General features: G+C 37.1%; 10 protein-coding genes. 7 read left to right on the forward strand and 3 right to left on the reverse strand.

Features of this window, described 5'->3' with window-relative positions; genetic code table 11:
- Positions 1-69 precede the first annotated feature (69 nt).
- From LKL37_RS22915 to LKL37_RS22925, 3 genes are read right to left on the reverse strand one after another with little or no spacing between them, the layout of a single operon-like run.
- Entirely contained in the window at positions 70-1,515 is a 1,446-nt protein-coding gene (locus LKL37_RS22915) for an MFS transporter (RefSeq protein ID WP_431612563.1), read from the reverse strand.
- 39 nt (positions 1,516-1,554) lie between these two features.
- Complete coding sequence (locus tag LKL37_RS22920; RefSeq protein WP_431612564.1) at positions 1,555-2,283, reverse strand: lysophospholipid acyltransferase family protein; 729 nt, start codon at positions 2,281-2,283, stop codon at positions 1,555-1,557.
- 3 nt (positions 2,284-2,286) lie between these two features.
- A complete protein-coding gene (locus LKL37_RS22925; RefSeq protein ID WP_105703332.1) occupies positions 2,287-2,745 on the reverse strand; it encodes a GtrA family protein in 459 nt (152 codons plus the stop codon).
- A gap of 356 nt (positions 2,746-3,101) precedes the next feature.
- Between LKL37_RS22925 and LKL37_RS22930 the strand changes: the two genes are divergently transcribed.
- From LKL37_RS22930 to LKL37_RS22960, 7 genes are all read left to right on the forward strand, one after another.
- Positions 3,102-3,365, forward strand: a complete 264-nt coding sequence (locus LKL37_RS22930) for a hypothetical protein (RefSeq protein ID WP_089696488.1) — start codon at positions 3,102-3,104, stop codon at positions 3,363-3,365.
- A gap of 86 nt (positions 3,366-3,451) precedes the next feature.
- The gene (locus LKL37_RS22935) at positions 3,452-4,300 is read left to right on the forward strand and encodes an ATPase (RefSeq protein WP_431612565.1); all 849 of its coding nucleotides are present in this window, start codon (positions 3,452-3,454) and stop codon (positions 4,298-4,300) included.
- 16 nt (positions 4,301-4,316) lie between these two features.
- Entirely contained in the window at positions 4,317-6,608 is a 2,292-nt protein-coding gene (locus LKL37_RS22940; protein ID WP_431612566.1) for an NADP-dependent malic enzyme, read from the forward strand.
- Between the two features lie 193 nt (positions 6,609-6,801).
- Positions 6,802-7,386: a Holliday junction branch migration protein RuvA gene (gene ruvA / locus LKL37_RS22945; protein ID WP_431612567.1), complete on the forward strand. Its 585-nt coding sequence runs from the start codon at positions 6,802-6,804 to the stop codon at positions 7,384-7,386.
- A 6-nt stretch (positions 7,387-7,392) separates the two neighbouring features.
- A complete protein-coding gene (sprA, locus tag LKL37_RS22950; RefSeq protein WP_431612568.1) occupies positions 7,393-14,472 on the forward strand; it encodes a cell surface protein SprA in 7,080 nt (2,359 codons plus the stop codon).
- 110 nt (positions 14,473-14,582) lie between these two features.
- A complete protein-coding gene (gcvH, locus tag LKL37_RS22955) occupies positions 14,583-14,960 on the forward strand; it encodes a glycine cleavage system protein GcvH (RefSeq protein WP_065401025.1) in 378 nt (125 codons plus the stop codon).
- Between the two features lie 25 nt (positions 14,961-14,985).
- Positions 14,986-15,312: a VanZ family protein gene (locus LKL37_RS22960; RefSeq protein WP_431612569.1), complete on the forward strand. Its 327-nt coding sequence runs from the start codon at positions 14,986-14,988 to the stop codon at positions 15,310-15,312.
- Positions 15,313-16,341 lie beyond the last annotated feature (1,029 nt).

A 16,341-nucleotide genomic window follows, 5' to 3' on the forward strand; every position in this document is an offset into this window, starting at 1 on the left:
AATAAAAGAAATTGGGCAAGTAATACACCTGCCCAAAATCTTTTCTTTTTATATATTGTTTTTGTTAACTTAATGACCATTACCTTTAGATACTTTATCCAGATCAATGCCCTGGGCTTTCAGAATCCCACTCACACGGATCGCATAGAATGCAAGATAAGCAAAACAAATAACCCCTACGATATAACTAAAGTGAATATTTGTAATATCTGCAATATAACCCTGTATAAAGCTTACAATACCTCCACCCATAATCATCATAATAAGGTATCCGGAACCTTGATTGGTGTGCTTTCCAAGTCCGTTGATAGCCAATGCGAAGATACATGGCCATAAAGTAGAGCAGAAGAGACCTACACTGGTAAATGCATACACGGATACTATTCCCGTAGTAAACATCCCTATAAGCAAAGCTGTAATCCCCGCCAGAGAGAAGATCAGAAGCATTCTTGCCGGGTTTCCTTTACTTAAGATATCGCAGATGATCATTGCAATAATAATAAATCCATATACATAGAATGGAGACATGTCATGCTTGGCAATGGCATTTGCAAATAAAAATACACCGAATGCAAGATAAGGAGCTAGGAATCTTAAGACCTTTTTGAATCCCGCATTTACGTCAAATGCTTCTACAGCACCTGTCCAACGTCCAATCATCAATGATGCCCAGTATAAAGAAATATAAGGAGCCACATCTTTAGTTTCAAATCCTAAATTCTTTTCCATATAAGCAGGAAGGTTACTTGCTGTGGAAACTTCCACTCCTACATAGACGAAGATAGCGATCATACCCATTACCAATTGAGGATACTGGAAAGCTGATGTTCTGTGCTCTCCCGGAATTTTGTCATCTGTATTCTCAATATTAGTTGGAGTTACAGCAGGAAGAGAAGAAAATTTAAGCATTAAAGCTACAAGAGCAAAAGCTGCCCCCAGTATCAGATAAGGTATTTTTACACTTTCTATACTTGCTTCTGTATTAGCAGCGCTTGCGGAACCAAAAATGGCAAAAGCAACAATAAGCGGTCCTATAGTAGTTCCTAAATTATTAATACCTCCAGCCATTGTCAATCTCTGAGATCCTGTTTCTGTAGGACCTATCTCAATAGCGAGCGGGTTGGCAACAATCTGCTGCAGAGAGAAGCCTAAGCCTACAATAAATAATCCGGAGATCATTAAAGGGAAAGAATGCATATTGGCTGCCGGATAAAACAATAAAGTTCCCATTGCGGAAATAAGAAGTCCCACAATAAGGCCGTTTTTGTAACCGATTTTATTGATCAAATCCTGCTTCAGGCTTTTTGATACAATCATATAAATTAAAGAACCTACAGTGTATGCTACATAAAAGCATATCTGTACGAGCATACTTTCTGTTTGGGATAAATTGAAGGCTTTTTGAAAAACAGGGATCAGAATATCATTACTGGCTGCTACGAATCCCCAAAAGAAGAATACCGTAACCAAAGGAATGAATTGAGCCCAATTGGTTTGTTTAGAATAATTTGACATATTTATTATAGATTTCACAAACAAATATAACTATTTCCTTTAAACGGAATACCTAATTAAGGTTTTTTTTATTTTCTCATAAGCCTCTGCTTTTGAGTCTTTTGGCGAATCTGTAGGCTCAATAATTCCGTTAAAATAGACTTTTACTCTTCCGGGATACCCTTTTGAGTTTTCAAAAGGGAACATTTCCTTGAGTCCCACAAAGGTATAAACAGCTATAGGAGAATGATGTTTCGAAGACAGCATAAATGCACCGTCTTTAAAATCATCAAGGATAACAGAAGTGTCGTCCGGTACACCACCTTCAGGAAAAATAGCAATACTGTTGCCTTCCTCCATCTTTTCTGCACATCTGCGGTATACATCTGCACGGCTTCTTGCGCTGGCTCTGTCTACCATGACACATATCCTTTTATATATGGTTCCAAAAATAGGAATCTTGACCAGTTCTTTTTTACCTACAAAACAAATCGGATGATCCGGAAACAGAATGCAGACGAGCATAATATCCATAATAGAAGTATGATTCGAGATAAAGACATAAGGAATGTTCTTATCTTTTTCCTGTTCCGAAAGTTTAATCAGGTCATATCTGAAACCCATTCCGTAAAACATGCCGAAACACCAGAGTCTGACAAGTTTATATCCGTATTTATAATGTTTTTTGTTAAAAGATAAAATATAGACCGGGATTCCAATACCGACTGTCAGAAAAAAAGCCAGCAGCAGCAGCCAGAATCTCCAGAGATAATTTAAAATTTTTGTCACAGCTTAACCGTTAAAAATTACTTTCTTTTTTATCGAATAATTCAGAATGGAAACCAGCAATATTGCTGCAATTTTACTAATCATTTCCGGGCTCAAGGTATAAAAAAATAAATTGATATTATCTTTAAATATAAAGCTGTAGAATATCTGGAAAAACCCTAAGCTGAGCAGGGTGGAAAAGAAAGATACCACCATAAAATAAGCGAACTCTTTTCTCTTGGAGTGTTTTCCTCTTTCAAAAACAAACCAGATACTCAGAAAGTAATTGGTAATAATCCCGCAGCTGGTGGAAAATATATTACTTAAAGGATAATGTATACCATAAAAGTTAGTCTCTCTTACAAAAAAATGAGGAAGATAAGTGCTGAATATCTTAAAGCTGCCTATTTCCACAATAGCACTGAGCCCTCCTGCAATGATGAAGAACAAAACCTGCTTCTGACGTATGAGTATTTCTTTCATTAATTTAATCTAAAAATATTTGTACAGATTGTGAAGTAGTGAAACAGCTGCTGTCTAAAAAGGCAAATGCTTTATTATATTTTCTGTTATTAATAATTGTTTTAGAATATCAATAACAGGAGAACTTCACAATATGATTGTGCAAATTTATAACTATATGTTAAACACTGAAAAAAGTTGTTAAAATATTTTTTTTAATAAAAATTATTTCTAATTTTAATATTCAGAATGATGTAATAAAGACCTGATAATAAATTCATTTTCAACTTCTTGTGTTGATGGTTTTTTCTATCTTGTAGTGCGCGATTAAGAGCATATACTCCAACATTTTATGACCAATTATTAATAATATTTGTATGAAAAGTCAAAACAAATACAGAAAATTCCAGCTTCAACAGAAAAATATTGAGGCTCTTGAGAAAGAAAATTCCCGCTTCAAAAGAGTGTATTCTGAATATGAAAATATGTCAAACGAATTGTGGAATCTTGAAAACTCCAAAGGAGAACCAGTGCCAGATGATTTTATCAATGCAATGGTATTACAGACTTCCTATCTGGAAGATGAAATAGAAGATTGGCTGATACAATTCAACGAAAAAAAAACACAAATTAAACATTAATGATTTTAAACAGCTTCCAGATTGTTTTTAAATGCTAATTGAAGATAAATTCCTAATTTAGCACCCTTAAAATAAAAATGATAAACATGGTTGCTATTGTTGATGGTGGTTCTACAAAATGTGATTGGGTGATTTTGGATGACTTTCAAAAGGTCTTTTTAAAAACAGAAACAATCGGTTTCAATCCTAATAATACCAAAGCAGAACTTATTGTACCGGAAATAGAAAAAAATACAAGTCTTGGTGCTGTCAAAAACTCTATAACTAAAGTCTTTTTCTATGGCTCAGGATGTGGAATTGCATCCAACCGTGCAATTATTCAAAAAGAACTTCAAAGGGTTTTTGCCAAAGCCGAAATAATAGTAAAAGAAGATCTTACAGCCGCAGCTTATGCTGCATATAACGGAAAACCTGCGATAGTATGTATTCTGGGAACAGGATCCAATTCTTGCTATTTTGACGGAACAGATCTGAAAGTGAAACTTCCTTCGCTTGGCTTTCTTATGGATGACGGAAACGGTAGCTCTATAGGGAAACAGCTGGTGAGAAGATATTTCATGCAGAAACTTCCGAATGACCTTCATCAAGAATTTGAAGACACTTATCATCTCTCTATTGAAGAAGTACTTAAGAACATGTACCATACTTCCATGCCTAATGCTTATCTTGCTAATTTCAATAAATTTGTTGTAGAAAGAAAGGATCATCCTTATTTTAAGAAAATGGTTTTTGATGAAATGCTGAGTTTCTTCGAATTCCAGGTTCTTCCTTATGAAGAATCAAAAGAAGCGGAGATCAATTTCATAGGATCAATAGCGTATTATTATGAAAATATTCTACGTTCTGCAGCTGCAGAGCTTAATTTAAATGTGGGACATGTAGTTCAGAAACCAATTGAAAGCTTAGTAGATTACCACATTAAATATATACTTTAACAAAAAACAAAATTTTATGTCAAGTAACAACAATCGTGACGAAAAGAACTTTAGCCAGGCCGCGCTAGATTATCATAAAGCAGAACCCAAAGGAAAAATTGAAGTTATTCCATCAAAGCCGCACTCTTCTCAAAGAGACCTTTCATTGGCTTATTCTCCGGGAGTGGCAGTTCCTTGTATGGAAATTCATGATAAACCTGAAACTGTGTATGATTATACAGGAAAAGGAAACCTGGTAGCAGTAATTTCTAACGGTACTGCCGTACTTGGACTGGGAGACATCGGTGCTGAAGCTTCAAAACCGGTAATGGAAGGGAAAGGACTTTTGTTCAAGATCTTTGCAGATATCAATGTTTTTGATATCGAGATTGACGAAAAAGATCCGGATAAATTTATTGAAATTGTAAAAGGTATTGCTCCTACCTTCGGAGGAATCAACCTGGAAGATATTAAAGCTCCTGAAGCTTTTTATATAGAACAAAGACTGAAAGAGGAATTGAATATTCCTCTGATGCATGATGACCAGCACGGAACAGCAATTATCTCAGCGGCAGCATTGATCAACTCTCTGCAGATTGCCAATAAAGATATTGATAAAGTGAAAATGGTGGTAAACGGAGCAGGTGCGGCAGCTATTGCATGTACCAAGCTTTATATTTCATTAGGATTGAAAAAAGAAAACGTCCTGATGTGTGACAGTAAAGGAGTTATCAACCATAAAAGAGAAAACCTTACTCCTGAAAAACTGGATTTCATTGCTCAGACAGATATCGAAACATTAGAAGACGCGGTAAAAGGATCTGATGTTTTTGTAGGGTTGTCAAAAGGAAACGTAATGACTCCGGAAATGCTTTTGAGCATGAATGAAAATCCTATCGTATTCGCTTTAGCTAACCCTGATCCGGAAATTGCTTATGACCTTGCCCTTGAAACCCGTAAAGATGTCATCATGGCAACAGGAAGAAGTGATTATCCTAACCAGGTAAACAATGTATTAGGATTTCCATATATCTTCCGTGGAGCATTAGATGTACAGGCTACAGGAATTAATGAAGACATGAAACTGGCTGCCGTACATGCAATTGCTGATTTGGCAAAAGAACCGGTTCCGGAAGCTGTAATTTTAGCATATAACGTTCAGAATCTTCAGTTCGGAAGAGAATACTTCATTCCGAAACCATTCGATAACAGATTGATCACAAAAGTATCAAGCGCTGTTGCAAAAGCAGCTATTGAAAGTGGTGTTGCAAGAAAAACCATTACGGATTTCGAAGAATATGAGCACCAGCTTTTAGACAGAATGGGTAGAGATGAGAGATTGGTAAGAATGATGCAGAGCCGTGCGAAATCCAATCCGAAGAGAATCACCCTTGGGAATGCTGAAGAATATAATGTATTGAAAGCTGCCCAAATTCTTTATGAAGAAGGAATTGCTTATCCAAGCCTTTTAGGTGATAAAAAATACATCAAGGAACAAATGGAGCGTTACGGAATTACCCTGGATGTTCCCATCATTGATCCAAGTGATGATGATCAGAAAGAAAACAGAAAAAAATACAGAGAAACCCTTTGGAAACTTCGCCAGAGAAAAGGTATGAATGAGTACAAAGCGAAAAGATATGTACGTCAGAGAGACTATTTCGGACCTCTTATGCTGAGACATGGAGATACTGATGGGCTTATCGTAGGCTTCTCGAAAAATTATACTTCAGTTTTACGTCCTGTTTTAGAAGTGATTGAAAAAGACAAAGGAGTAGATAAAGTAGCGGCAATGATGATGATTCTGTCTGAAAAGAAACCTATTTTCTTCGCAGATACATCCATCAATCAGAATCCTACATCAGAAGACCTTGTCAATATTGCTAAAATGGCGGAATTTACAGTGAAATCTTTCGCTATTGAACCAAGAATTGCAATGCTTGGATTTGAAAACTTTGCTGCAATCTCTGAAACTTCCAAAAAAGTAGCGAAAGCAGTAAGCATCCTTCATGAAAAATTCCCTAAAATGATTGTGGATGGTGAAATTCAACCGGATTTTGCAATGAATGCAGATCACCTGAGCGATTACCCATTCTCAAAATTAGGAACAACACCTGCCAATACATTTATCTTCCCGAATCTGGAAAGCGCAAATCTTTCTTATAAAATTATAAGAGGAATGAAAGTAGCACAGGTTATCGGACCAATATTGATGGGATTAAAGCAGCCGGTACACGTACTTCAGATGCGTTCCAGCGTAGATGAAATTGTAAACCTGGCTACCATTGCTGTTCTTGATGCTCAAAGAAGAGAAAAGAAATCAAACTAAATCAGATTTTCTTATTAAAAAAAGACACTTTAAACAGTGTTGAGATAATAAAAGACTCCATATTTTGGAGTCTTTTGCTTTTATGTTAATTCATTGAATTCTTACCTAAAAATTAAGTTAAAAATCATTCGCACGTGAAATGAAAACATTAATTAGTTTAAATTGCTATATTTGGGAGTTTTAAAAATTAATAATGATATTTTCTTTACAAGGCAACGTTCAAGAACTTACGCCTACCTACGCGGTCATCAATGTACAAGGGGTTGGTTACTACGTGGGAATCAGTTTGATGACCTCACAGACGCTGGTTTTGAATCAGCAGACCTTTCTATTTATCCAGCAGATCATCCGTGAAGATGCCCATCTTCTCTTCGGATTTAACACACGTTCAGAAAAAGAAATGTTCAATCTGTTAATTAGTGTTAATGGTGTAGGAGCTGTCTCAGCACTTATACTGCTGTCTACATTGAGCCTTGATGAGATTGCTTCTGCAATACTTTCCGGAAACAGTGCTTTGATTCAAAAAGCGAAAGGAATCGGTGCAAAAACTGCCGAAAGAATTATTGTAGATCTTAAAGATAAAGTACAGAAATACAGCGATCCGAATGCGAACATTTCTGTGATGGCAGATAATAAAATCAAGGAAGAATCGTTATCTGCATTAGAAGTTTTAGGAATTCCTAAGCGTACGAGTGAAAAGATCGCGGATAGAATAATAAAACAAAATCCAAGCATCTCAGTAGAAGAATTGGTTAAACAAATCTTAAAAAACATTTAACATTTGGTGGCGAATATTAAGCATCTTAACATATTTTTGTTCCTGTCGTTCCTGTTTATCTCTGTCGGTGCTTTTGCACAGGCACAGAGAGATACGGCGATCATAAGAAAACAATATGAAGTGGCAGACCCTACGAGGTATGAAGCCTATTACGACATAAAAACCGGGATGTACTACGTGTATCCCAAGATTGGAAATACAATCACAGGTCCTCCTACAGCAATGTCTCCGGAAGAGTATAAGCAATATATGCTCGCTACCCAGACTAAAGCTTACTACAAGGAAAAATCTGATAAATACAATCTTCTTTTCAGAAGAGACAAATCAGATGCAAGGAGAAAAGGGCTCATTCCTTCAGTAATGATCAATAACAAGCTTTTCGAAACCATTTTCGGGGGGAATAAAATTGAAATCATTCCTTCAGGATACGCTTCTCTGGATTTTGCCGGGCTTTACCAGAAAATAGACAACCCTATGATCCTGCCGCAAAACAGGACCAGTTTTACCTTTGATATTGATCAGAGAATTCAGCTGGGATTATTGGGGAAAGTAGGAGAAAACTTGCAGTTAAAGGCCAATTATGATACCCAGAGTGGTTTTGCTTTCGAAAACAGGATGAACCTTGTTTGGCAGGCAAAAGGAAGCTGGAAAGATCTTCAAAGCAAAGGCCTTGGAAATGTAGATAAACCCAACGAAGGAGGAGAAGATAAAATCATCAAAAGAGTTGAATTCGGTAACGTAAATATGCCGCTTTCCACCAGTCTGATCCGTGGTTCGCAATCATTGTTCGGGGTGAAAACCGAATTCCAGTTAGGAAAAACATTTGGAACAGTAGTTCTTTCCCAACAACAGGGTGAGGCTCGTAATATTGTCGTACAGGGTGGAGGTGTTATGAATAACTTTAAAGTCAATGCTATTGACTATGAAGAAAACCAACACTTCTTTTTAGGACATTATTTCCTGAACAAATATGATGATGCGTTGCTTAATTATCCGCAGATCAATTCCACTATTAATATTACCAGAATGGAGGTTTGGGTACTTGATCAGGGGAACAGTAATCTGGCGTATCAGAAAAGTATTATCGGGATCAGAGATTTGGGGGAAGCAGCAGGTGGATTTACTTTACCTGATAACTCTTTGAATGGTTTGTATGATGGTGTTTCATCAGTAGCCGGATCAAGAGAAGCAGGAAAAAATTATGGAACTATTTTTCAGGGGCAGGTGCTTCCGGGAGATCCTACTCCTTATGATAATGGGGAGCAGTTTATATACAATACAAAAGCGAGAAAGCTTAATGCTGGTGAATTCACATTTCAGCCGCAGCTTGGATATATTTCATTAAATCAAAAATTAAATGACCAGCAGCTTTTAGCTGTTTCATACTCTTATACCGTTAACGGAAGTAATAAAGTATACAAAGTAGGGGAATTCTCCGAAGAAAGTCCTGTACTGATTACTAAAGTATTGAGGGTAAATAATAAAGTGAACACTCAGTCTCCGATGTGGGACCTGATGATGAAGAATATCTATTCTATAGATGCAGGACAGGTAGCACAGGATGGGTTTATTCTAAATGTATATTACAGAGATCCGAAAACCGGAGGTAAAGTAAACTACCTTCCGGATACCCCTGTAAAAGATCAGAACTTACTGAAGCTATTTAACTGGGACCGTCTTAATATGAATAATGACATCCAGAATAATAAGGATGGATCTAAAGGAGATGGTATTTTCGATTTTGTTCCCGGGACTACGATTAGACCGGAGACAGGAAGGGTAATCTTTACCAAAGTACAGCCTTTCGGTAAATATCTGGAATCCAAATTAGGAACCAGTGATCCTCAGTATGTCTTCCAGGATCTTTATACCAAACAAAAACAGTCTGTGTTGTCCAGTAACCTTTCCCAAAGATATACACTTGAAGGCCGTTATAAAGGAACTCAGGGACAAGGGATTTCTCTAGGAGCAGTAAACGTTCCTCAAGGATCCGTAAAAGTAGCAGCAAACGGAGTACAGCTTACTGAAGGGGTAGACTATACGGTAGACTATATGCTTGGGACAGTTACCATCATCAATGAAAATGTAAAACAGTCCGGACAGGCGATCAATATCTCATTAGAAAACCAATTAACATTTAATACCCAGAGAAAAAGATTCTTAGGATTAAATTTAGAAAGAAGGTTCAGCGAAAACTTTATCTTAGGAGGAACTGTGATCAACTACTCAGAGTCTCCATTGACCCAGAAAGTAAACTTCGGACAGGAAGCGGTAAACAATACCATGGCAGGGATCAACTTGATGTATAATAATCAGGCTCCTTATTTAACCAGATTTGCCAATAAAATTCCAATGGTAAAAACCGAAGCTCCATCCAATATCAACTTTAAGATGGAGGGCGCTTACCTGATACCTGGATTGAATAAAGGTACTAACAACCAGTCTTATATTGATGATTTTGAACAGACCACGTCTAAAATATCATTAAAAGAACCGGCAGCATGGAGTTTAGCTTCAAAACCGGAAAAAAACGTATTGCCGCCATTTAATACAGTGCCTGGTAATGATGATATCACAAGCGGATATGGAAGAGGATTATTAACATGGTATAATATCGATCCTAGATTCTGGGGCGTTGGAGGAAAAGCTCCTTCAGGAATTACACCACAGTCTGTATCCAATCACGCTTCAAGAAGAGTACAATATTCGGAGATTTATAACAACAGAGATTTCGTAGCAGGGGAACAAACATTCACAAATACTTTCGATATCTCTTATTTCCCTAAAGAAAAAGGACCATACAACGTAAATCCAGTAACAGAGCAGGCGCAAAGCAGATGGGGAGGAATTATGAGGTCTATCAGTGTTCCAAACTTTGTTACGTCAAATATCGAATACGTTGAATTCTGGATGATGGATCCCTATGCAGATGGTAAAACATTAGGTACAGATCCAAGACTTTTACTTCATTTAGGAAACGTTTCGGAAGATGTTTTGAAGGATGGAAAAATGCAGTACGAAAACGGACTTCCAACTCCTGGTACACCATCGTCTACCACCAATTCAAACTGGGGAGTACAACCAAAACAACCGCCAATCTTATACGCATTCTCTACAGAAGGAGATGACAGAAGAGTACAGGATGCAGGTTATGACGGTCTTACTTCTGATCAGGAAGCCATGAGATTCGGAAATACATTCGTAAACCCGGTAACCAATATTGCTGACCCTGCAGTGGATGACTTCGTATTCTATCTTTCTGATAAATTCACAGGAACCCAGGCTGCTTCAGTAGTTGAACGTTACAAATATTTCAGAAACCCGGAAGGAAACTCAGAAGCAAACTCTCTGAATGTAGCTTCACAAACTCCGGATGCTGAAGATATCAATAAAGATTATAACCTTGATCAGACTGAAAATTATAACCAATATGTTATTAAGCTTGACCAGCCAAGCTTGTCACTGGGATCAAATAATAATATTGTGGATGTTAAAACTGTAAAAGCAACATTCCAGAACGGACAGACTTCAGATGTTAAATGGTATCTTTTCAGAATCCCGGTATCTAAATATGATCCGCAGGAAGGATCGCATGACCTTTCAGTATTGAACAATGTAAGATTTGCAAGATTAATGCTGGCAGGATTTGATCAGACATCCACTTTAAGATTCGGAACAATGGATCTTGTAAGATCAGACTGGAGAAAGTATGATAGTAAAATAGCCAGTACAGTGGTTTCTGCACCAGAAGAAGGAATAGGTACTGTGGCAGATCCAAACTTTGAAGTAGGAAGTGTAAATATTGAAGAAAATGCACTGAACCAGCCTCCGTATGTATTGCCTCCAGGAATTGACAGACAGGTATTAAGTGGAAATGCCGGAGCTCAGAGACAAAATGAAGCTTCACTTTACATGAAAGTAACTGATCTTAAATCTGAAGCAAGAGGAGTATTCAAAAATACAACCTTGGATATGAGAAGATACAAAAAGCTGAAGCTGTTTGTACACGCTCATGATCCTCTGAACAGAGTAATAGGAATGGATGAGAAAACCAAATTCTTTATCCGTTTCGGAAGTGATGCTACTGATAACTACTACGAATATGAATCGTCTTTAAAAATGACTCCAACAACGGCAACTGCTCCTATGGAAATCTGGCCATTGGAAAATGAGGTTGATTTTGATGTTCAAAACTTTGTAGATGCTAAAATCAGAAGAGATAAATCAGGAGTTCCTATTACCAATAGAACAATGGATCTTTCATATCAGGAGCCTTTCAAAAATATCTATATCAAAGGTAGACCAAGCTTAGGAAATATTACAACCATTATGATTGGGGTAAGAAATGCAGATGTAAGAGGAGGAGCGGGAATAACCAGAATATTATGGGTCAATGAAATTCGACTTTCTGAAATTGAGAATGATGGAGGATATGCAGGAAACGCCAGCTTAAACTTTAACATGGGAGACCTGGCAACAGTGAATGCTAATGCTTCTTATACATCAGTAGGTTTCGGAAATATTGATTCCAAACCGGCAGAAAGAACACAGTCTACTCAGTCAGCATTCAGTATTAACACTGCAGTGAATCTGGATAAATTTCTTCCTGAAAAAACAGGTGTGAAGATTCCTTTAAACTATTCTTATTCACAGACTATCGAAGATCCGAAATATAATCCTCTGGATACCGACGTAGAATTCAATAAGGCACCGAACAAGGATCAGTTGAAAAAAGTAGCGAGAACATATACTCAACAGAGAAGTATAGGAGTCGTTAATATGCATAAAGAAAGAGTAAATCCGAATAAAAAGCCTAAATTTTATGATATTGAAAACGTTTCGGTGACGGCAGTTTATAACGATGACTATTTTAGAGATATTTATACCAAGAAAAATTACAGACAATATCTGAGAGGATACATTGATTATAACTATACGTTTAAGCCGTGGGTTATCAAGCCTTTCAATAAAATGATCAGCGATACTGCAAAATCTACGAAATATTTGAGATGGGTGAAGGAATTCAATTTTAACCCGATTCCTACAAGAATATCTTTCAGAACCGAAATCGATAGAAATTACAATGAGCTCGAATTCAGAAATGTAGAAGCGATCCTTAACGGAGACATGAATAATAACTTTGATGCTATCAAAAACAGAAATTTCTTCTTTGGATGGCAGTATGGGCTAGGGTTCAATTTCACGAAGTCATTGAAACTGGAAATCAATTCAGCAACCAGAACTCTTAATGATAATCTGGATGTGGGTTCAATGGACAACAAATCGATTTTTGGGAATGTATTCAGAGCAGGAAGACCAGTGTTGTATAACCATAGAGCACAGTTGAACTATAAACTTCCGTTCCAATATCTGCCTTATTTGGATTTCATTGATGCAGAGGTAGGATACGGATTTACTTATAACTGGGCCGCAAGATCTACTTCATTGCTTGGATTTATAGATCCTCAGACCAATCAGCAGCAAAGTTTAGGATCTGTAGGACAAAATACAAATGTTATTCAGGCAACAGCTTCAGCGGATCTTCCTAAGTTCTTCGGGCAGTTTAACTATTTTAAAAATATAAACGCCAAGCTTCAGAAACGCAAACAAGAGATGGACTCTCTGAACAATGTGTATACAAAACAATGGGAGAAGAACAGATACAGATATAAAAAGTATAAGTTTAAAAATAGACTTACTCCACTGCAAAGTGCAGCATTCTTACTTACATCTTTCAAACAGCTGAACGTAAGTTATAATGAAACAAATGGTACTGTACTTCCTGGATTATTGTCTGCACCGAATTTGTATGGATACGGACAGACATTAGGAGGTCCTACACTTGGGTTCCTTTTCGGATCACAGGCGGATATCAGAAGAACAGTAATGGAGAACGGATGGGTAAGCGGTTCCAACTACATGACAGATCCTTATGTAAGGATGTCTACCAAAGAGTTGAGGGCGGACTTACAGGTAATGCCTATGAACGACTTAAGGGTTGATTTAAACGTATTGCATACCTTTAACAGTAACTTCTCACATACAGGATTTAACTATACAAATAACGGAGTTCCGGATCCTGACTTTACATTTGCCAGCGAATTGACAACGTATTCCAATACGACAATGCTTCTTAGTACTTCATTTAAAGATGGACAGGCAGTTTATCAGGCTATCAGAGAAAATGCAAGAGCACTTTCACAACAGCTTGGAGGAGCAGGAGCAATATTAGATAATAATGGATTTGCTCAGCATTACAGTATCGGAAATGCCTATGTATTGATTCCTGCCTTTAGAGCAGCTATGGAAGGAAAATCTGTGACACCAATGGGTAATCCTAAAAAATCAGGATTCCCGTTACCAAACTGGAGAATTACTTATTCAGGGTTAAAAAATATTCCGATCATTAGTGGGCAGTTCACGAAGTTTGATATCTTACACGGATATACAGCAACGTACACTGCAACAGGAATCCAGAGCAATGTAGATTATCACGGTAACCCGAACGGATATTATCAGACAGTTGATGATGCAGGTAACGTCATCAAAAATGCAGGAGACAAGATCAATCCATATACATTTGCGCAGGTAGGATATGTAGAATCTTTCTCACCACTTATCGGGATAGATGTTACTATGAGAAACAATATGCAGTTCGGAATCCAGTATAATAAAACAAGAATGATGGTATTGGGATTAGTTAACCAGACTCTTACCGAAGATGCCAATACAGAATATGTAGTAAGACTTGGATATATTATTAGAAACTTCAGATTGGGAACAGCCAACATCAGAGGAAGAGGAACAAGAGGAAAAGGAAGTGACCTTAATATCAGAGGAGATATTTCATTAAGAGACAGCAAAACCTCTATTATGAATATTCTACTCAATGATGCACAGGTGACAGGAGGGCAAAGACTGATGAATATCAAACTTTCTGCAGATTATAACGTTTCCGAGAATCTTAACCTGAGAGTATTCTACGAACAGATGACCTCAAAGTATAAGATCTCCACAGCATTCCCACTGTCTACGATCAGAGCAGGTATTTCTGCCACATTTACATTCGGAGAGTCCGGATTCTAGAAATAATGATACAAACTTAAAAGTCCTTCAGTTTTGAAGGACTTTTTTTATATCCAATATTTGAAGCTAGTATATTTTTGAATACATTTGTACAAAATAAAAATTAAAAAATGAACACACCATCAGAATTAAAGTACACGAAAGATCACGAATGGATCAAGATCGAAGGTAATGTAGCTACAATCGGTATTACAGACTTCGCTCAGGGAGAACTTGGAGACATCGTATATGTAGATGTAGATACAGTAGATGATGACCTTAATGGAGGAGACGTTTTCGGAAGTGTAGAAGCAGTAAAGACGGTTTCAGATTTATTCTTACCTATCGCAGGAAAGGTTATCGAGTTTAATTCAGACTTAGAAGATCAGCCGGAATTATTGAATACAGATCCTTATGGAGATGGATGGATCATCAAATTGGAAATTGCTGATGGCGCAGATCAGTCTGAATTACTTTCTGCAGATGATTACAAAGCTATCATTGGATAAGATTTCAAAAATATTTAGTAAGATATTGCCCATTTATTGGGCATTTCTTACTTATATGCTTCTCAAACCCGGAGAAGAAAACCAGGAATACTGGTTCATGTTCAGCGGTATCGACAAGGTATTACACTTAAGTATATTTGCAGCTTTGGGTTTTTCTTTTATTGCTGCATTTCCCAAAATAAAATTCTCATACTTCTTTCAGATCATTCTAATCTATGCATTCCTTACAGAAATTCTACAGGAAGAAATGGGGTTAGGTAGATCTATGGAAACATTAGACATCGTAGCAGATACTATAGGATGCCTATTGGGATACTATACCTATAAGTTATTCATCAAACGTTTCTTCTAATCCTTCACTTTTTTATCTCCCCCCCAAATCTTCCGACACTCCAATTCTTTCCCTTTCGAACATTTTGAGAAGCTTCATCCTGCTATCCATTCATACTCCTCGCGCCAGTGCTCTCCGATGCTCAAACCCACCCACTCTCCAACCCAATCTGCGGGGTAACCATTTCTATCAGGGCTAGGGAAGGGGTTATGAATTATAAATTATGAATGATGAATGAAGAGTTTCAGGGTATAGTGATTTGGGTTATTGTGTTTCGAGTTCCTGGTTTCGGGTTGTGGAGTTCAGGTTGTAATGAGTCTGAAGTTTTTAAATCTATCATTCCTATACAATAACCAGTGTAGAGATATCCTGCTATTCCCATTGTGTCATTGTACAGGAATCCGGACTTATTCACAAGAATCTTAAAGAATGTAAGCTGACAGGATAATGTCTAAGATTTTTTCAGCAGTAAGTATTAGCGGTGTCATGCTGAGCTTAGTCGAAGCATTTTACTTACGGTGAATATTCTGCTATTATATCTCTTATATATAGTATCCGTTGTCCTCTGTGCCAATCCGTGCGATCTGTGGTTCATTGTACCTGGCGGTTCAATAGAAACGGACTATAACCTTGAGCTTAGACGAACGAAGCCTGTTTGATGAACACAAATCATTCAGCTGGCTTTATCCCAAACCTAGAAAAGAATATTTCTAGAAAGATATCTACTATTATATATAGGTATACCTTTCATTACTCATTACTCATTACTCATTACTCATGAAAAACCCTCCCACGCTCCAATTCTCAAACCCTCCGACCTCTCTCACTCAACCTCCCAAACAAATGTTTAAAATTTTTCTTCCTGCGTTCCAGTGTTTTAGGGATAAATATGAATAAAATGTAACATTTATGTTAAATAAAGTTGCGTAGTGTGTGTTAAGTTTCTATCTTTGCCCCACTGAAAAACGAGAGCAGATCAGCAGCGCAGAAGAGCTTTTAGATAAGCAGAAACATTATATTACTTCAAAAAGAAACAGACGAAAAAAACTT

This window comes from Chryseobacterium sp. 'Rf worker isolate 10', from assembly GCF_050753305.1.
GTDB lineage: Bacteria > Bacteroidota > Bacteroidia > Flavobacteriales > Weeksellaceae > Chryseobacterium.